General features: G+C 70.9%; 14 protein-coding genes and 2 tRNA genes. 11 read left to right on the forward strand and 5 right to left on the reverse strand.

Annotated features, from left to right (window positions below; genetic code table 11):
* Positions 1–109: 109 nt before the first annotated feature.
* Positions 110–1,594 (reverse strand): amino acid permease, encoded by a 1,485-nt coding sequence (locus ABZ340_RS32420; RefSeq protein ID WP_358785455.1) that lies wholly within the window; start codon positions 1,592–1,594, stop codon positions 110–112.
* 259 nt (positions 1,595–1,853) lie between these two features.
* On the opposite strand from ABZ340_RS32420, the gene ABZ340_RS32425 reads away from it, so the two are divergent.
* On the forward strand, positions 1,854–2,339 hold the full coding sequence (locus ABZ340_RS32425) for a ribose-5-phosphate isomerase (RefSeq protein ID WP_358785456.1): 486 nt from the start codon (positions 1,854–1,856) through the stop codon (positions 2,337–2,339).
* 284 nt (positions 2,340–2,623) lie between these two features.
* Positions 2,624–3,448: a DNA-formamidopyrimidine glycosylase family protein gene (locus tag ABZ340_RS32430; protein ID WP_358785457.1), complete on the forward strand. Its 825-nt coding sequence runs from the start codon at positions 2,624–2,626 to the stop codon at positions 3,446–3,448.
* 187 nt (positions 3,449–3,635) lie between these two features.
* Here the strand turns inward: ABZ340_RS32430 and ABZ340_RS32435 are convergent, their stop codons facing one another.
* On the reverse strand, positions 3,636–4,913 hold the full coding sequence (locus tag ABZ340_RS32435; RefSeq protein ID WP_358785458.1) for a GNAT family N-acetyltransferase: 1,278 nt from the start codon (positions 4,911–4,913) through the stop codon (positions 3,636–3,638).
* A 197-nt stretch (positions 4,914–5,110) separates the two neighbouring features.
* On the opposite strand from ABZ340_RS32435, the gene ABZ340_RS32440 reads away from it, so the two are divergent.
* Together ABZ340_RS32440 and ABZ340_RS32445 are read left to right on the forward strand one after the other, a co-directional pair.
* On the forward strand, positions 5,111–6,292 hold the full coding sequence (locus ABZ340_RS32440) for a PP2C family protein-serine/threonine phosphatase (RefSeq protein WP_358785459.1): 1,182 nt from the start codon (positions 5,111–5,113) through the stop codon (positions 6,290–6,292).
* 39 nt (positions 6,293–6,331) lie between these two features.
* Entirely contained in the window at positions 6,332–6,859 is a 528-nt protein-coding gene (locus ABZ340_RS32445) for an HD domain-containing protein (protein WP_358785460.1), read from the forward strand.
* Here the strand turns inward: ABZ340_RS32445 and ABZ340_RS32450 are convergent.
* A complete protein-coding gene (locus ABZ340_RS32450) occupies positions 6,856–8,124 on the reverse strand; it encodes an acyltransferase family protein (protein ID WP_358785461.1) in 1,269 nt (422 codons plus the stop codon). The two genes, ABZ340_RS32445 and ABZ340_RS32450, sit on opposite strands and share 4 nt — an antisense overlap.
* 627 nt (positions 8,125–8,751) lie before the next feature.
* Here ABZ340_RS32450 and ABZ340_RS32455 point away from each other — a divergent pair.
* On the forward strand, positions 8,752–8,946 hold the full coding sequence (locus ABZ340_RS32455; RefSeq protein WP_358785462.1) for a hypothetical protein: 195 nt from the start codon (positions 8,752–8,754) through the stop codon (positions 8,944–8,946).
* A 231-nt stretch (positions 8,947–9,177) separates the two neighbouring features.
* Here the strand turns inward: ABZ340_RS32455 and ABZ340_RS32460 are convergent.
* A tRNA-Gly gene (locus ABZ340_RS32460) sits at positions 9,178–9,248 on the reverse strand.
* Between the two features lie 174 nt (positions 9,249–9,422).
* On the opposite strand from ABZ340_RS32460, the gene ABZ340_RS32465 reads away from it, so the two are divergent.
* From ABZ340_RS32465 to clpX, 5 genes are all read left to right on the forward strand, one after another.
* Positions 9,423–9,499: transfer RNA gene (locus ABZ340_RS32465), tRNA-Pro, on the forward strand.
* A gap of 249 nt (positions 9,500–9,748) precedes the next feature.
* Positions 9,749–11,143, forward strand: coding sequence for a trigger factor (tig, locus tag ABZ340_RS32470; protein ID WP_358785463.1), 1,395 nt, complete (start codon positions 9,749–9,751; stop codon positions 11,141–11,143).
* 307 nt (positions 11,144–11,450) lie between these two features.
* A complete protein-coding gene (locus ABZ340_RS32475) occupies positions 11,451–12,056 on the forward strand; it encodes an ATP-dependent Clp protease proteolytic subunit (protein ID WP_031114129.1) in 606 nt (201 codons plus the stop codon).
* A 214-nt stretch (positions 12,057–12,270) separates the two neighbouring features.
* Entirely contained in the window at positions 12,271–12,951 is a 681-nt protein-coding gene (locus tag ABZ340_RS32480) for an ATP-dependent Clp protease proteolytic subunit (RefSeq protein WP_358785464.1), read from the forward strand.
* Between the two features lie 181 nt (positions 12,952–13,132).
* The gene (clpX, locus tag ABZ340_RS32485) at positions 13,133–14,419 is read left to right on the forward strand and encodes an ATP-dependent Clp protease ATP-binding subunit ClpX (protein WP_358785465.1); all 1,287 of its coding nucleotides are present in this window, start codon (positions 13,133–13,135) and stop codon (positions 14,417–14,419) included.
* Between the two features lie 85 nt (positions 14,420–14,504).
* On the opposite strand, the gene ABZ340_RS32490 is transcribed toward clpX, so the two are convergent.
* The gene (locus ABZ340_RS32490) at positions 14,505–15,668 is read right to left on the reverse strand and encodes a hypothetical protein (protein WP_358785466.1); all 1,164 of its coding nucleotides are present in this window, start codon (positions 15,666–15,668) and stop codon (positions 14,505–14,507) included.
* Positions 15,669–15,805: 137 nt separating this feature from the next.
* On the opposite strand from ABZ340_RS32490, the gene ABZ340_RS32495 reads away from it, so the two are divergent.
* A complete protein-coding gene (locus ABZ340_RS32495) occupies positions 15,806–18,430 on the forward strand; it encodes a valine--tRNA ligase (protein ID WP_358785467.1) in 2,625 nt (874 codons plus the stop codon).
* The last annotated feature ends 54 nt before the right edge of the window (positions 18,431–18,484 follow it).

Raw genomic sequence — 18,484 nt, forward strand, 5'->3', positions numbered from 1 at the left:
GGGCGGACCCTGATGCCCGGGGCATGCGGCCGTGTGACCATCGTTGGCATGCCGGAAGCCGCAGCAGCGCCACTCGACGAACCGCGGCTCGCGGACATGCGGGCGGACGTCAGTCCGCCCGGACCGCCTCGGCCTTCCGCCCGCGCGCGATCTTCTCCTTGACGAAGGCGATGACGAGCACGATCGCCGCGACGAGCAGCGACAGCAGCATGGTCGTGCGCCCGTCGTGCTCGGTGTCGGTGAGCATGTACCCCAGCACGAAGACGATCATCGCGGCCGTCGCCCAGGTCAGGTACGGGTACAGCCACATCCTCACGACCAGCTTCTCCGGCGCCTCCGCCTGGATGATCTTGCGCATGCGCAGCTGCGAGAAGCAGATCACCAGCCAGACGAAGAGGGCGACGGCGCCCGAGGAGTTGACCAGGAAGAGGAAGACGGAGTCGGGGAACTTGTAGTTGAAGAAGACGGCCACGAAGCCGAACGCGACCGACACCAGGATCGCCGTCCGCGGCACGCCCCGCTCGGTGGTCCGGGCGAACGCCTTGGGCGCGTCGCCCCGCTGCCCCAGCGAGAACGCCATGCGGGAGGCGGTGTAGAGCCCGGAGTTGAGGCAGGAGAGCACGGACGTCAGCACGATGAAGTTCATGATCTGCCCGGCGTTGCCGATGCCGAGGGAGTCCAGGGCGGCGACGTAGGAGCCCTTCTCGGTGATCGACTCCGAGTCCCACGGCAGCAGGGTCACGACGACGAAGATCGAGCCGAGGTAGAAGACGCCGATCCGCCAGATGATGCTGTTGGTCGACTTGGTGACGGCCCGCTGCGGGTCCTCGGACTCGCCGGCGGCCAGGGTGGCGATCTCGCTGCCCATGAAGGAGAAGACGACGAGCAGCACACCGGTGAGGATGGCGCCGGGCCCGTTGGGCAGGAAGCCGCCGTGCTCGGTGAGGTTGGACAGGCCCGCCTGGTCGCTGTCGACGCCCGGCAGCACCCCGAAGACGGCCAGGCCGCCGATCACGATGAACGCGCCGATCGCGACGACCTTGATCCCGGCGAACCAGAACTCGAACTCGCCGTAGGAGCCGACGGAGACCAGGTTGGTGGCGGTGAGCACGACCATCACGATCAGCGCCCAGCCCCACTGCGGTACGGCGGGGATCCAGCCCTCCAGGATCACGGCGCCGGCGGTCGCCTCCACCGCCAGCACCACCACCCAGAAGAACCAGTACAGCCAGCCGATGGAGAACCCGGCCCAGGGACCGAGCGCCCGGTCGGCGTGCGCGGAGAACGAGCCGGAGGTCGGATGCGCGGCCGACATCTCGCCGAGCATGCGCATCACCAGCACCACCAGGGTGCCGACCAGGGCGTAGGACAGGAGGATGCCGGGTCCGGCGGTGGCGATGCCGGAGCTGGAGCCGACGAAGAGCCCCGCCCCGATGACGCCGCCGATGGCGATCATCGACAGATGGCGGTTCTTGAGCCCGGCCTGAAGGCCGGAACCGTGTGCTCCGGAGCCCGCGGTGCCGGGGTCTCCGGCCTTTCCGGGCTCTCCTCCGTGGCCGCTTCCGGCCGTGTTCAGGGTCGGCTGCGAGGTCATGGAACGGATTTCCTTTGCGCCGGGGGAGCTGATTCCCGTGCGAGGGAGCGCGTCGGGGGTGTGACGCCGCACGAGCTCCCGTACAAGCGGTCTGCGACCGGTGTACGAGTCGGTCCAGTGAATCCGAGGCCAAGGAATTCGTGAACCTTTGATTCCGGATTGTTACTTGAGGTTTCCCCGGGCTTCCGTAACGAGGCTCACATTTTCCCGACCGACACCCGACGCGCCTGCCCCGAAACACCCGTGTCACACTCGGACCATGCGCGTGTACCTCGGTTCCGACCATGCCGGCTTTGAACTCAAGAACCACCTCGTGGAGTGGCTCAAGGCGGCGGGCCACGAGCCCGTCGACTGCGGCCCGCACATCTACGACGCCCAGGACGACTACCCGCCCTTCTGCCTCCGCGCCGCCGAGAAGACGGCCGCGGACCCCGACGCCCTGGGCATCGTGATCGGCGGCTCCGGCAACGGCGAGCAGATCGCGGCCAACAAGGTCAAGGGCGTCCGCGCGACCCTCGCCTGGAGCGAGGAGACGGCGGCGCTGGGCCGCCAGCACAACAACGCCAACGTCGTGGCGGTCGGCGCGCGCATGCACACCACGGAGGAGGCGACGAAGTTCGTCGAGACCTTCCTGGGCACCCCCTTCTCGGGCGACGAGCGCCACGTCCGCCGCATCGACATGCTGGCGGCCTACGAGACCTCCGGCGACCTGCCCCCGATCCCGGCCCACCACCCGCAGCCGTAACGGACGAGGCCCCGCCCCGGGAGCCGGGCCCTGCCTCCCGGGCCCGCCCGGCCCACCTCCCCGAACGGCCGATCCCCCCGCCACGTCCCGCCACGCCACGTCCCGGCACGGACCGGCCGGTGTGCCGCCCGTGCCGCCCCGTGTGGTGGCGACGCGACGGCAGCATGGTGATGAGGGCCGCCAGGGGGAGGGAGGGCGGGGCGGAGCCCCGGGACGACGTCGCCTCCTGCCCGGCCGCGCCGGGCGGGCAGGAGGGCGAGAAGGAACCGAGAAACGGAGCCACCGTGCCAGAGGGCCACACCATCCACCGCCTGGCCGAGGACTACGCCGCCGCCTTCGCCGGCACGACCGTGCGGGTCACCAGCCCCCAGGGCAAGTTCTCCGACGCCGCCGCCCTCCTGAACGGCACCGCCCTCCACACCGCCGACGCCCACGGCAAGCACCTCTTCCTCGCTTTCGGCGCCTTTGACCCGGCGCTCGCCCACTGGGTCCACATCCACCTCGGCCTCTTCGGCAAGGTCGCTTTCGGCGGCGCCCCCGCGCCCCCGCCGACCGACACCGTCCGCCTCCGCCTGGCGAACGACACGGCGTACGTCGACCTCCGCGGCCCCACCACCTGCGCCCTGATCACGCACGCCGAGAAGCAGGCGATACACGACCGCCTCGGCCCCGACCCGCTGCGCCCGGACGCCGACCCGGCCGCTGCCTACGCCCGGATCCGCCGCAGCCGTACGACGATCGCCGCGCTGCTGATGGACCAGAAGGTCATCGCCGGCGTCGGCAACGTCTACCGCGCCGAGGTCCTCTTCCGCCACGGCATCGACCCGTACCGCCCGGGCCGGGACATCACCCCCGCCGAGTGGGACGCGATCTGGCACGACCTCGTCGCGCTCATGCGCGAGGGCGTCCGCACCAACCGCATCGACACCGTCCGCCCGGAACACACCCCCGAGGCGATGGGCCGCCCGCCGCGCGTCGACGACCACGGCGGCGAGGTGTACGTCTACCGCAGGGCCGACCGGCCCTGCCACATCTGTGGCGGCGAGATCCGCACCGCCGAACTCGCCGCCCGCAACCTCTTCTGGTGCCCGGCCTGCCAGCGGACCTGACCGCCCCGCACCGGCACCGGACCGGCCGGCCCGGACGCTGGCCACCGGCGCCCGGCCGACCGGCACCAGCGCCCGGCCGACCAGCCTCAGCGCCAAGCCGGGCAGCCCCGGTGCCCGGCCGACCGGCACCAGCGCCCGGCCGGCCGGCCCCGGCACCCGCCCCGGCGCCGTCCGGCCGCCCCCGGCGTCAGAACCCGTGCGGCAGCCACGGCGCCACCGCGCTGCCGAACGCCACCGACGCCTCCGCCAGCGCCCCCGGCCGCAGCTCCCGCACCCGCCCGGCCGCCGCCAGCGACACGAGCGGCACGCCCCCCAGGTACGCCGCCCCCAGCTCCCGTACGGACAGGGCGAGCTCCGCCGCATCCGAGGTCCGCTCGCAGGACGCCCCCTTCGCGTCCCCCGTCAGCCGCCAGCGCCCCTCGTTCCACGGGCAGAACGGGTCCGCCACCTCCAGCACCACGTCCACCGGCGCCTGGTACGTCCGCGCCGCCAGCGCAGCCCCCACCTCCACCAGCCGCACGTAGTACTGGTCCCGTACGCGCAGCCGGCAGCGCCGGATGTCGGACACCTGGTGCTGCCAGGCCTCGTCGACCGGCCGCCCCCGCACCACCAGCGTCGACGTCAGGTCGATGCCGAACAGGAAGCGCCACAGCGCCGCCTGCGCCGCCGGATCGAGCCCGTACAGCTCCCGCAGGATCACCGAGCCCTCGAACCCGCCCGGCCCCCAGCCCGGCTTCACCCGGAACCGCGCGAACCCGACGACCCGGCCGCCGCGCTCGGCCACCACGCACTGCAGCGGCGACGCCCCTTCCCGCCCGCTCTCCGGGTCGAGCAGCCCGACCCGCTCCCAGCCCGGCCGGTGCCGGGCCAGCATGCCGGGCCGCTGAGGCACCAGCCGCGCGTACACCGCCTCGCACGCCTCCAGCACGTCGGCCGGCTCCGCGTAGCGCAGCCGTACGTCGTCGGTGCCGTCCGGCACGGCCAGTGCCACCCGGTCGGTGTCGATCTCCGCCGCGAGCTGGAAACTCGCGGCGCCGTACCCGAACCGGCCGTAGATCGCCGGCTCGGAGGCGGTGAGCACCGCCAGCGGCTCGCCCCAGGCCCGTACATCCTCCAGCTGCCGCCGCATCATCGACGTCAGCACCCCACGCCGCCGGTGCGTGGCGGCCACGCCGACCATGGTGACGCCCGCCGCCGGCACCGGCGCCCCGCCGGGCACGGTCATCCGGAAGGAGAACGCCCCCGTCGTCCCCACCACCGTGTCGCCGTCCCAGGCGCCCAGGAAACGGTCGTACTCGGTGAGCTCACGCCACAGCTCCCGCTCCTCGTCCGCCTCCTCGACACCGCCGAAGGCCCGCAGCAGATTGCCGTACCACCGGTCCCAGTCCTCCGGGCGCAGCACCCGCAGCCCGGCCGTGCTCCCCACCCGGCCCGCGGGGCCGCCCGTCACCTCGTCAGTCGCCATGCGCCATCCCTACCAAGGCCGACGCGGGAGGGGCCAGGCAATTTCCCCGGGGCGGACCCGCCGCGGCCCGCGGTGGCGTTCACTGGGAGTTCACCAGGCGGTCCACGGTGAAATCCGCGGCGGTCCGGGCCTCGGACGGGGGACAAGAGGGACCTCCCGTGCCAAGCGGCCGCCCCGATGGATAGGGTCCCGAACTGATGGCAGCAGGACGACAACGGCGCGCGGAGGCCGAGACGTTCACGGCCCGGGTGAAGAAGCAGTGGCACCGGGCCCGCGTCGGCGTGCGCAAAGCCGCCGTCGACTACTTCCGCGGCGACGGCTCCGACTGGGTCGCCCTGGCCGGACTGCTGCTGACCGTCCCGCTGATCGCTCTGACCACGATGATCGACCCGGTGTGGTGCTCACCGGCCGCACTGGTCCTGCCGATCGTCGCCGGCGGCCTGCTGCTGCGCCCGGCGAGCCTGCTCGGCCTGTACGCGGCGGCGGCCACGGCACTGATCGTGGAGTCCGTGCAGCTGGGCCCGTACACCGAGGGTCCCTCCCGGGTCACCCCCGGCGTCGTCCTCGTCGTCGCCGCCTGCGGCTTCTTCGGTCTGCTGCTCGCCCAGTTCCGCAGCCGGGTCGGCGTGCCCTGGCGGCGCGGCGGCACCATGCTGTTCGACCTGCGCGAACGCATCCGCGTGCAGAGCAAGCTGCCGAAACTGCCGCCGGGCTGGCACCGCGAGATGGCGCTGCGCCCGGCCGGCGGACAGTCCTTCTCCGGCGACTTCGTGGTCGCGGCCCGCACCAACGGCGGACGCACGCTGGAGGTGGTCCTCACCGACGTCTCCGGCAAGGGCATGGACGCCGGCTCGCGGGCCCTGCTGCTGTCGGGCGCCTTCGGCGGCCTGCTGGGCAGTCTGCCCCCGCACGCCTTCCTCCCCGCCGCCAACGGCTACCTGCTCCGCCAGGACTGGGACGAGGGCTTCGCCACCTCCATCCACCTGGTCCTGGACCTCGACTCCGGCGACTACGAGCTGTACTCCGCCGGGCACCCGCCGGGCCTCCAGCTCTGCGCGGGCACCGGCCGCTGGGAGGAGAAGTCCGCCGAGGGCCCGCTGCTGGGCGTGTACGACGGCGCCCAGTTCGACCCCGTGAAGGGCACCCTGCGCCCCGGCGACGTCCTGATGCTGTTCACGGACGGCCTGGTGGAGACCTCCGACCGGGACATCGTCGAGGGCATCGACCGTCTCACCGGCGAGGCGGACCGCTACGTCGCCGGCGGCTTCCACGGCGCCGCCTGGCACCTCATCGAGGCGGTCGCCAAGGACGTCAACGACGACCGGGCGCTGCTGCTGATCTGCCGGGAGGGCCCGACGGCCCAGGCGGCGGGCGACTGACCCGGCCCCGCCCGCGCCGCGCACCCGCACACTGGACGCGTGACCCGTGACCCACTCGACTCACCCGGCGCGCCCCGGCCCCTGCTCACCCTGGCCGAAGTGGAAGCCCTCGCCCGCGCCGCCCACGCGGGACAGACCGACAAGGCGGGCCGGCCGTACGCCGAGCACCTGCGGGCCGTCGCCGAGGGCGTACGGCGGCGCGGCGGCGACGCCGAGCAGATCGCGGCGGCCTGGCTGCACGACGCCGTCGAGGACGACGCGCTGCCGGAGACCTGGCTGCGCTCGGCCGCGCTGAGCCGCCGTACCCGGGACATCGTCCGCGCGCTCACCAAGCGCGCCGGGGAGCCGCCCGAGGCGTACGCCGCACGCGTCCTCGCCACGCCGGGCGCGCTGCTGGTGAAGGAGGCGGACCTGGCCCACAACGCGGACCCGGCCCGCCTCGCCGTCCTCGACGAGGCGACCCGGACACGACTGACCGAGAAGTACGCGCACATGCGCGCACTTCTCGGTCTGGGGGACAGGAGAGACAGGGGAGAGACGAGGGACGTGGGGGACGACGGTCCCTAGGCCGTGACCTTCTCCCGCTGCTCCCGCTGCTCCCGCTGTTCCTGCTGCTCGCGTTCCGCGCCCGGGCCGGACGGTTCACGCTGCACGCGTTCCCTGGCCGACTCGGCCGCGTCCCGCCGGAAGGCCCATTCCATCCCCGGTTCCACCACGCACCGCAGGACGCGCTGGACGGGCCTGGTGCACAGCAGCGTCATGAGGACGGCCGCGAGGACGGTCAGGCCGATCTGACCGAGCGGCCGGTCCAGTACGGGCGTGTGGAACCAGCCCTCGTAGGAGCCGGTCTTCACCAGGAAGCCGTGGAGCAGGTAGCCGTAGATGGTGCCGGCGCCGAGCGCCGTGAACCACGTGCGCCGGCCCGGGACCCAGGCGAAGAAGCAGGCGGTCAGCACCAGGGAGCAGCCGAAGAGCGCGAGTGTCACGACCGGCCCGGCCCACCAGGGGACGCCGATGCCCTGCGCGGTGTTGTTGCGGTAGAACCACGCCGTGTCCATGCGCGGCACGGACCACCAGGCGACGGCCACGGCCGCCGCGGCCACCGGCACCGACAGGATCCGCACCGAGCGGCGGCGCACCATCCGGAAGTGCTCGGGCCGCATCGTCAGGCCCAGCACGAAGCACGGCAGGAACTGCAGCACCCGCTGCATGTTCAGGTCGTTGCCGATCGTGGGCGTCATGGAGGCCAGCAGGGCGATGCCGAGCGCGATCGGGAGGGGCCGGCGGACCGTCTTCCAGATGGGCGTGGTCAGCCGCCAGACGAACAGGGCGCACAGGAACCACAGCAGGTACGTGGGGTCCAGCAGGCTGATGTCGTGCTGGGGGTCGTGGTCGACGAAGCGCTTGTGGAGCGAGTAGGCGACCTCGAAGACGACGTATGGAACGGCGACACCGGTGATCAGCCGCTTGACGCGCCGCGGGCTCATGTCGAAGCCGCGTGAGAAGTAACCGGAGATGATGATGAAGGCCGGCATGTGGAAGGTGTAGACCACCCGGTAGAGGGTCTCCACGCTCCGGTTGCCGTCCAGGATCTGCCCCCAGGCGTGGCCCAGGCCGACCAGCACGATCGCCAGGAACTTGGCGTTGTCGAAGAACGCGTCGCGCTGTTTGGCGGGGCCGGCCGGACGGTCGCCCGCGGCCGGGGAGGGGGCCGCGCGGCCGTGATGCTGGTTCTGCGGCGTGGACCGCGGACTCGGCACTCCCGGGACCGACGACTGTGCCGGCGGGAGTGGTGTCCTGCGGTTGCCGTTCGGGCAGAGCGAGTCAGTCATCGGCCCTCCCGCCGGAAGTCGGCGAGCAGAGCCACAACCTCGCTGCTCTTACGGGGGACGTGGCAGCGTAGAACATTCGAGGCACCCTAGCGTTGTCCGTGCTATTCCGTAAAACCCTCGACGTCGTCTCGACGTCATTCCGGATATCGAGCCCGAGTACCCGCTATTTCACGGAGGTTGACCCCGTCGACGGTGTGACGACCCCCACGCCGCAGGGCGCTTGACGGCGGATCGCCCCGGCACCACTTGTCGCCATTGTTCGTGACTACCCCACCCATAAGCGCAGCGAGCGGCACCGGCGATATGTCCGATTGGGCGTGCTTTCATCGGCCGTTGGCGAGTTCCTTGACGCACCACCGTCACTATTCGAAATATCTGCGAACGTGCTGTGTGGGCACGGAAAAGAAGTGATCGAATTCCCCGTGCGAGTGGGTTGCCGAATTCCTGTGCGACGCGGTGATGTCGGTGTTCTCCGCGCGTGGGGGCGCGGGGAGGACGGAAGGAACCGGCCAGACTGTGTGTCAGCCACCGCATAGGGAGGCGAGGTTGGTGGCACGATGGTTCTGGCGGGGGTGCGCGGGTCGCGTCCCCGGCGGGAGAGCGGACCGACCGAGGGTGTGATCAGTTGTGGCCATTTCGCTGTCAGTGGTGCTGCTGTTGGCGATCATCATGGTGGTGCTGATGCGAGGGGGCTCCCTCAAGGCCGGCCCCGCGATCGTCGCGGTGCTCTTCGGCTTCTTCCTCGCCTCGTCCGGCATGGCCCCGTCGATCAACCGCTTCCTCGACTCGATAGCCGACACGATCAACTCGATCAGCTTCTGAGCGGACCCCTCGGCGAGCCGCTCGGCCGGGCGCGCCGGAAGAGCCGGGTGTGACGGAAGGGTCGGGTGTGACGGAAGGGCCGGGTGTGACGGAAGAGCGTGTCCCCGCCCGGGCGTCGGCGTGCCCCCGCGCGGATTCGGCAGACCGGCCCGGACGCCGCTTCGGCAGACGGCCAAGCGCCCGGGGCCGGGCCGGAGGGAACAGCCTCCGGCCCGGCCCCGGGCGGTACAGAGCGGGCGACGGGAATCGAACCCGCGTAGCTAGTTTGGAAGACTAGGGCTCTACCATTGAGCTACGCCCGCACAGGACGTGCCGAAGGTCCGTGACCGCGGCACTGCACTGCATCGTAGCGGGTGCTCCCCCCTCGTCGCACACCGCTTTCCCGTCACCCCCGTCCGCGCCGGTCCTTCACGGACCACCCGGAAATGCGGCGGACCCCGCCGCCCGGGGGCATGTACCCTACGTCTCGCACCAGACGGGGTGTGGCGCAGCTTGGTAGCGCGTCCGCTTTGGGAGCGGAAGGCCGTGGGTTCAAATCCCGCCACCCCGACCACCGACCGCGCAGTCACCGGCCTCTTCGTCCCGGTCTTCTCCGGACTTCGTCCGGGGCTTCCCCGGCCCGCCACCCGGACCGTCCCCCGATCGGCCAGGTGATCGCCTTTTGGGCCGTGTAGCCGCTGCCGTTACTATGCAAGCTGCACGCCCGTGTGTCTCAGTGTCTGCAGTCCGCCGGGCGGCGAAATCCGCCGGACCCCTCTGGCTCCGGCAGAAACCAAGCAGTCAGCCACAAGGAGACCGAACCGTGAAGAGCGCCGTGGAGACCCTGAACCCGACTCGGGTTCGGCTCACTGTCGAGGTGCCCTTCGAGGAGCTCAAGGACAGCCTCGACGCGGCGTACAAGAAGATCAACCAGCAGGTCACGGTGAAGGGCTTCCGCAAGGGCAAGGTCCCGGCCCGGGTCATCGACCAGCGCTTCGGCCGCGGTGCCGTGCTGGAGGAGGCCGTCAACGACGCGCTGCCGAAGTTCTACACCGACGCCGTCAACGAGGCCGAGCTGAGCCCCCTGGGCCAGCCCGAGGTCGACATCACGGAGCTGAAGGACGGCGAGACGCTGAACTTCACCGCCGAGGTCGACGTCCGCCCCGCCATCGAGATCCCGGACTACTCCGGCATCGAGGTCGAGGTCGACGCCGTCGAGGTCACCGACGAGGACGTGGAGAAGTCGGTCGAGCAGCTGCGCGAGCGCTTCGCCTCCACCTCCCCGGTCGAGCGCGCCGCCCAGGACGGCGACGTCGTGACGATCGACCTGGAGGCCAAGGTCGACGGCGAGGTGCTGGAGGACGGCGTCGCCAAGGACGTCTCCTACACCATCGGCTCCGGTGAGCTGCTGGACGGCATCGACGACGCCGTCAAGGGCCTGTCCGCCGGCGAGGAGGCCACCTTCACCTCCGAGCTGAAGGGCGGCTCGGCGGCCGGCAAGGAGGCCGAGGTCACCGTCAAGGTCACCCAGGTCGCCCAGCGCGAGCTGCCCGAGCTGGACGACGACTTCGCCCAGCTCGCCTCCGAGTTCGACACCCTCGAGGAGCTGAAGGCGGACAGCCGCAAGCGCCTGGAGAACATGAAGCGGTACGACCAGGCCACGCAGGCCCAGGAGCGCGTCCTGGACAAGCTGCTGGAGCTGGTCGAGGTCCCGGTCCCCGAGAAGCTGCTCGAGGACGAGATCAACACCCGCAAGCACAACCTCGAGCACCACCAGCTCGGCCAGATGGGTCTCACCCTCGACAAGTACCTGGAGATCCAGGGCAAGACCGCCGAGGAGTTCGACACCGAGACCCGCGAGGCCGCGGTCAAGGGCATCAAGACCCAGTTCGTCCTCGACGAGCTCGTCAAGCAGGAGAAGCTCAACGTCAACCAGGAGGAGCTCACCGAGCACCTCATGCGGCGCGCGGCCTCCTCCGGCATGTCCCCCGACCAGTTCGCCCAGGCCGTCGTCGAGCAGGGCCAGGTCCCGCTCCTCGTCGGTGAGGTCGCCCGCGGCAAGGCCCTGGCCGTCGTGGTCGAGAAGGCCACGGTCAAGGACACCAACGGCGAGATCGTCGACCTGGACGACGAGGAGGAGACGGAGGAGGCCGCCGAGGCCGCCGCCGACTCCGCCGAGGCCGAGGACAAGGGCGCCGAGGACAAGAACGAGGGCTGAGCCGTACGGCACCTCTGAAGGACGCGGGACGGGCCCCGGGCACTTTTGTGACCCGGGGCCCGTTTCCTTTCCTCCGAGGGCCCGGGCGCGCTCCTGTGCCGCGGCCCGGCGCTACGCCCCCGGCGAACACTCCCGTTCGCGGGATTCCCCGGAGGGACCCGCGCGTTAGGGTCCATGAATACGAGGGCAGGGGAGTCCCCGAAGCCGCCCAGGACGGCGGCGCGCGCCGGAGTCCCACGCCCCGGCAGAACACGTGAGACGGCCCGGCGCCGTCGTAAGACGAGCAGGTGGATACGTGACGAATCTGATGCCCTCCGCCGCCGGCGAGCCTTCCATCGGTGGTGGCCTCGGCGACCAGGTCTACAACCGGCTGCTCAACGAGCGGATCATCTTCCTCGGCCAGCCGGTGGACGACGACATCGCGAACAAGATCACCGCACAGCTGCTGCTCCTTGCCTCCGACCCGGACAAGGACATCTACCTGTACATCAACAGCCCCGGCGGTTCGATCACGGCGGGCATGGCGATCTACGACACCATGCAGTACATCAAGAACGACGTGGTGACGATCGCCATGGGCCTGGCGGCCTCGATGGGCCAGTTCCTGCTCAGTGCGGGCACCCCCGGCAAGCGCTTCGCCCTGCCGAACGCCGAGATCCTGATCCACCAGCCGTCCGCCGGCCTGGCCGGCTCGGCCTCGGACATCAAGATCCACGCCGAGCGGCTGCTGCACACCAAGAAGCGCATGGCCGAGCTCACCGCCCAGCACACCGGCCAGACGGTGGAGCAGATCACCCGCGACTCGGACCGCGACCGCTGGTTCGACGCCTTCGAGGCCAAGGAGTACGGCCTCATCGACGACGTCATCGCCACGGCTGCCGGCATGCCGGGCGGCGGCGGCACCGGGGCCTGACCGCTTCCCGCGGGCCGCGCCGTACGACGGAGGGCCCACGGGAGACGAGCAGAGCCCGCGCGGGCAGGCGAGGCCCTCGGCCAGGCCCGTCCGCCGGGCCGGCCGAGCCCCCGGCGGGCTCGGTGACGCCCCGCCGGGCTCACCGCCCGCTCCCGGGCCCAGGCGCCCCAGCCAGCCCCCAGCCGACCGCCCCAGCCCCTTTCCAGGAGACACCGTGAACGACTTCCCCGGCAGCGGCATCTACGACCGCACGCGCGCCGAGTACACCGGCCCCACGGCCGAGTCCCGCTACGTCATCCCGCGCTTCGTCGAGCGCACCTCCCAGGGCATCCGCGAGTACGACCCGTACGCGAAGCTCTTCGAGGAGCGCGTGATCTTCCTCGGCGTCCAGATCGACGACGCCTCCGCCAACGACGTCATGGCCCAGCTGCTGTGCCTGGAGTCGATGGACCCCGACCGGGACATCTCGGTCTACATCAACAGCCCCGGCGGCTCCTTCACGGCGCTCACCGCGATCTACGACACGATGCAGTTCGTGAAGCCGGACATCCAGACGGTCTGCATGGGCCAGGCGGCCTCCGCCGCCGCCGTCCTGCTGGCCGCCGGTACGCCCGGCAAGCGCATGGCGCTGCCCAACGCCCGCATCCTGATCCACCAGCCCTACAGCGAGACCGGCCGCGGCCAGGTCTCCGACCTGGAGATCGCCGCCAACGAGATCCTGCGGATGCGCTCGCAGCTGGAGGAGATGCTGGCCAAGCACTCCACCACGCCGGTCGAGAAGATCCGCGAGGACATCGAGCGCGACAAGATCCTCACGGCCGAGGACGCGCTGCAGTACGGTCTGATCGACCAGATCATCTCCACCCGGAAGATGAACAACGCCGCGGTCCGCTGACGCGGAACCGGTATCGTCTGCTGCCCCTTGGCACGGAGTGGCACGGTCCACGACGCAAGCGAACCGTGCCAAGGGGGGCCCGAACGGGGGGCCCGGCAAGGTACCGTCGGACATAAGGCAGCACCAGGAGCCGCTGGACCGCAGGTGTCCAGTCGTCTCCCAGGCGAAGGGGAAGCACACCGTGGCACGCATCGGTGACGGCGGCGATCTGCTCAAGTGCTCGTTCTGCGGCAAGAGCCAGAAGCAGGTCAAGAAGCTCATCGCAGGGCCCGGTGTGTACATCTGCGACGAGTGCATCGATCTCTGCAACGAGATCATCGAGGAGGAGCTCGCCGAGACCAGCGAGGTGCGCTGGGAGGAGCTCCCCAAGCCCCGCGAGATCTACGAGTTCCTCGACGGGTACGTGGTCGGCCAGGAGGCCGCCAAGAAGGCCCTCTCCGTCGCGGTGTACAACCACTACAAGCGGGTCCAGGCCGGCGAGAACGGCGGCGCGCAGGGCCGCGAGGACGCCATCGAGCTGGCCAAGTCCAACATCCTGCTGCTGGGCCCCACGGGCTCCGGCAAGACCCTGCTCGCCCAGACCCTCGCCCGCATGCTGAACGTGCCGTTCGCCATCGCCGACGCGACGGCGCTGACGGAGGCGGGATACGTCGGCGAGGACGTCGAGAACATCCTGCTCAAGCTGATCCAGGCCGCGGACTACGACGTCAAGAAGGCCGAGACCGGGATCATCTACATCGACGAGATCGACAAGGTCGCGCGCAAGAGCGAGAACCCGTCGATCACGCGCGACGTGAGCGGCGAGGGCGTGCAGCAGGCCCTGCTGAAGATCCTGGAGGGCACCACGGCCTCGGTGCCGCCGCAGGGCGGGCGCAAACACCCCCACCAGGAGTTCATCCAGATCGACACGACGAACGTGCTGTTCATCGTGGGCGGTGCCTTCGCCGGCCTGGAGAAGATCATCGAGTCCCGGGCGGGCGCCAAGGGCATCGGCTTCGGCGCCACCATCCGCTCCAAGCGGGAGCTGGAGGCCAAGGACCAGTTCGAGGACGTCATGCCGGAGGACCTGGTCAAGTTCGGCATGATCCCCGAGTTCATCGGCCGCCTCCCGGTGATCACCTCCGTGCACAACCTCGACCGCGAGGCCCTGCTCAAGATCCTCATCGAGCCGCGCAACGCGCTGGTGAAGCAGTACCAGCGCCTGTTCGAACTCGACGGTGTCGAGCTGGACTTCGAGCGCGAGGCGCTGGAGGCCATCGCCGACCAGGCCATCCTGCGCCAGACCGGCGCCCGCGGCCTGCGCGCCATCATGGAGGAGGTCCTCCAGGGCGTGATGTACGAGGTGCCGTCGCGCAAGGACGTGGCGCGGGTCGTCATCACGGCGGACGTGGTCCTGTCCAACGTCAACCCGACCCTGATCCCGCGGGACAACCGCGGGCGCGGGCCGGGGGAGCAGAAGACGGCGTAACCGCCCCGGCGCAACCGCCCACCCTCCCGCACGTGAAAGGGGCCCCGACCGGGGCCCCTTTCACGTGATGCGTGACGCCGGGGCGTCAGCTCTTGACGCGCACGTCCTTGCGGAGCTTGGCCGTGAGGTCGGCCGCCTGCGCGAGGTCGGCGGTCTTGCCGGACATGGCGTCGGCCAGGTCGACGCTGATGATCACGCCGAGGGTGCTGTGGTCGCCCCAGATGCACACCGGCATGCTCATCTTCGACGCGCCGGAGGACCCGGAGCCCGCGGTGGCGCCGAGGCTGTCGATCTTGGTCTCCTGGCACTTCAGGACCGCGCCCTCCAGGCCGGCGGGGGTGAAGCCCTGCGGGCTGCCGACGACCTCTGCCGGGGTGTCCGCGTCCTTGGCGGCGTTCTTCTTCATGTCGGCGAACATGGCGTCGACGACCTTCTCGGGGTCGTCGATCTCGCCGTAGACCCCCATGAACTGGACCATCTTCGTGGCCAGCGGGTTCTCCTCGTTCTTGGCCTGGTAGCTCGCGTTGACGTTCTGGGCGTCCTTGACGCCGTGCTTCTCGGCTTCCTCGAGGTCGCTGCTGCTGAAGCCGCCGCCGAGGCTCTGGCCCTTCTCGTACTCGCCGGCGAGCACGGTCGCGGGCGTCGTCAGCTTGTGCGGCCCGTCGTCGGCGATGTCCGAACCGCCGCCTCCGCTCCCGCCCCCGCTGAGCACGAAGTACGCGCCCACGGCGATCGCCGCGACGACCGCCACCGCGCCGATGATCAGCCCGGTCTTCTTCTTGCCGCCGCCCGGGGCCGGGGGCTGAGGCATGCCATAAGGGGCCTGGCCGTACGGGGGCTGCTGACCGTAGGGGCCGCCGGGCTGACCGGGCTGCTGGGGCGGCTGCTGGCCGTACGGGCCGGGCTGACCGGGCGGCTGCTGGCCGTACGGACCGGGCTGCTGACCGTAGGGAGGGACCTGGGGCGGGACGCCCTGCGGGGCCTGGGGCGGGACGCCCTGCGGGGCCTGGGGCGGGACGCCCTGCGGGGCCTGGGGCGGGACGCCTTGCGGGGCCTGGGGCGGGACGCCCTGCGCGGGCTGCTGCGGGTAGCCGTAGCCGGGCTGCGGCGGGGCGGGCGGCGTCTGCTGGGGGTAGCCGTAGCCGGGCTGGGGGGCCTGCGGCGGCTGGCCGTAGGGACCCGGCTGGCCGTACGGTCCGGGCTGCTGAGGCTGCTGCCCGCCGTACGGGCCCGGCTGGTTGTAGCTCATTACGGGGTTCCCCTCCAGATGCTCAATGCTTGCTGACATCCTGACGCAGACATGGCGTGCGCAGGTCACCGGGGGCCGCACCGTTACAAAGGAATCGCGTTTCGGGACTGGGTCGTGACACCTCTAAACTGACCCCCGTGACCGAGAACACTCAGCAGCCGCAGCAAGCGCCCACGACCGAACTGCCGACCCAGTACACGCCGGCCGAGGTAGAGGGGAAGCTGTACGAGCGCTGGGTAGAACGGGGTTACTTCGAGGCGGACGCCAAGAGCGACAAGCCGCCGTACACCGTCGTCATCCCCCCGCCGAACGTCACCGGCAGCCTGCACCTGGGCCACGCCTTCGAGCACACGCTGATCGACGCCCTCACCCGCCGCAAGCGCATGCAGGGCTACGAGACGCTGTGGCAGCCCGGCATGGACCACGCCGGCATCGCCACGCAGAACGTCGTCGAGCGGGAGCTGGCCAAGGAGGGCAAGTCCCGGCACGACCTGGGCCGCGAGGCGTTCGTCGAGCGGGTCTGGCAGTGGAAGGCCGAGTCCGGCGGGCAGATCTCCGGCCAGATGCGGCGCCTCGGTGACGGCGTGGCGTGGTCGCGTGAGCGCTTCACCATGGACGAGGGCCTTTCCCAGGCCGTCCAGACGATCTTCAAGCGGCTCTACGACGACGAGCTGATCTACCGCGCCGAGCGCATCATCAACTGGTGCCCGCGCTGCCTGACGGCCATCTCCGACATCGAGGTGGAGTACCAGGACGACGACGGCGAGCTCGTCTCCATCCGCTACGGCGAGGGCGACACCTCCATCGTCGTCGCCACCACCCGCGCGGAGACGATGCTCGGCGACACCGCCGTCGCCGTCCACCCCGACGACGAGCGCTACCGCCACCTCGTCGGCACCGAGATCGAGCTGCCGCTCACCGGCCGCCGCATCCCCGTCGTCGCCGACGAGCACGTCGACCCCGAGTTCGGCACCGGCGCGGTCAAGGTCACCCCGGCCCACGACCCGAACGACTTCGAGATCGGCCAGCGCCACGGCCTGCCCGCGATCGCCGTCATGGACGAGCACGCGGTGATCACCGCGCACGGCCCCTTCCAGGGCCTGGACCGGCTGGAGGCCCGTTCCGCCATCGTCGGCGCGCTGCGCGCCGAGGGCCGGATCGTCGCCGAGAAGCGCCCCTACGTCCACTCCGTCGGCCACTGCTCGCGCTGCAAGACCACCATCGAGCCGCGCCTGTCCATGCAGTGGTGGGTCAAGGTGGGCCCGCTCGCCAAGGCCGCCGGCGACGCGGTGCGCGAGGGCAAGGTCAAGATCCACCCGCAGGAGATGGAGAAGCGCTACTTCGACTGGGTCGACAACCTCCACGACTGGTGCATCTCGCGCCAGCTGTGGTGGGGCCACCGCATCCCGGTCTGGTACGGCCCGAACGGCGAGGTCGTCTGCGTCGGCCCCGACGAGGAGCCGCCCGCCGGCGAGGGCTGGCACCAGGACCCCGACGTCCTGGACACCTGGTTCTCCTCCGGCCTGTGGCCGTTCTCCACGCTCGGCTGGCCGGAGCAGACCGAGTCGCTGGCGAAGTTCTACCCGAACTCCGTCCTGGTCACCGGCTACGACATCCTCTTCTTCTGGGTCGCCCGGATGATGATGTTCGGCCTGTACGCCATGGACGGCACCCCGCCGTTCCACACCATCGCCCTGCACGGCATGGTCCGTGACCAGAACGGCAAGAAGATGTCGAAGTCCTTCGGGAACGTCGTCAACCCGCTGGACTGGATGGACAAGTACGGCTCCGACGCGCTCCGCTTCACCCTCGCGCGCGGCGCCAACCCGGGCGTCGACGTCCCGATCGGCGAGGACTGGGTCCAGGGCTCCCGCAACTTCGCCAACAAGATCTGGAACGCGACCCGCTTCGCGCTGATGAACGGCGCCACGGTCCAGGGCCCGCTGCCGGACGCGTCGAAGATGTCGTCGACCGACCGCTGGATCCTGTCCCGGCTGAACTCGGTCGTCGCCGAGGTGGACGCGTACTACGAGGACTACCAGTTCGCCAAGGTCTCCGACGCGCTGTTCCACTTCGCGTGGGACGAGGTCTTCGACTGGTACGTCGAGCTGTCCAAGACCACCTTCCAGGCGGGCGGCGAGGCCGCCGAGGTCAGCAAGCGCGTCCTCGGCGAGGTCCTCGACGTCACGCTGCGGCTGCTGCACCCGGTCGTCCCCTTCGTCACCGAGACGCTGTGGACCACGCTCACCGGCGGCGAGTCGGTCGTGATCGCCGACTGGCCCGCGGACTCCGGCTTCCGGGACGAGGCCGCCGAGCGGGAGATCGCCACGGTCCAGTCGCTGATCACCGAGGTCCGCCGCTTCCGCGCCGACCAGGGCCTCCAGCCCGGTCAGCGGGTCCCGGCCCGGCTGGCCCTGGAGGGCACCGCGCTCGCCCCGCACGAGCCGGCCATCCGGCAGCTCCTGCGCCTCCAGCCGGAGGGCGACGCCTTCACCGCGACGGCCACCCTGCCGGTCGCGGGCGTGGAGGTCGCGCTCGACCTGTCCGGCGCGATCGACGTGGCCGCGGAGCGCAAGCGCCTGGCCAAGGACCTGGCCGCCGCGGAGAAGGAGAAGGCGCAGGCCACGGCCAAGCTGGGCAACGAGGCGTTCCTCGCCAAGGCGCCGGACCAGGTGGTGGAGAAGATCCGCACGCGGCTCGCCAAGGCCGAGGAGGACATCGCGCGCATCCAGGCGCAGCTGGAGCGGCTGCCGCAGGCGTAGTCGCCCGTTCGTGTGAAGCCCCGAAGGTCCCCGGAGCCACCGGCTCCGGGGACC

This window comes from Streptomyces sp. NPDC006134, from assembly GCF_040628835.1.
Lineage (GTDB): Bacteria > Actinomycetota > Actinomycetes > Streptomycetales > Streptomycetaceae > Streptomyces.

Excerpts from the sequence above, each read along its gene's own strand:
- ABZ340_RS32425 (WP_358785456.1), top strand. The coding sequence starts at position 1,854 with ATGCGCGTGTACCTCGGTTCCGACCATGCCGGCTTTGAACTCAAGAAC.
- ABZ340_RS32440 (WP_358785459.1), top strand. The coding sequence starts at position 5,111 with ATGGCAGCAGGACGACAACGGCGCGCGGAGGCCGAGACGTTCACGGCC.
- ABZ340_RS32490 (WP_358785466.1), bottom strand. The coding sequence starts at position 15,668 with ATGAGCTACAACCAGCCGGGCCCGTACGGCGGGCAGCAGCCTCAGCAG.
- ABZ340_RS32435 (WP_358785458.1), bottom strand. The coding sequence starts at position 4,913 with ATGGCGACTGACGAGGTGACGGGCGGCCCCGCGGGCCGGGTGGGGAGC.
- ABZ340_RS32420 (WP_358785455.1), bottom strand. The coding sequence starts at position 1,594 with ATGACCTCGCAGCCGACCCTGAACACGGCCGGAAGCGGCCACGGAGGA.
- ABZ340_RS32450 (WP_358785461.1), bottom strand. The coding sequence starts at position 8,124 with ATGACTGACTCGCTCTGCCCGAACGGCAACCGCAGGACACCACTCCCG.
- ABZ340_RS32475 (WP_031114129.1), top strand. The coding sequence starts at position 11,451 with ATGCCCTCCGCCGCCGGCGAGCCTTCCATCGGTGGTGGCCTCGGCGAC.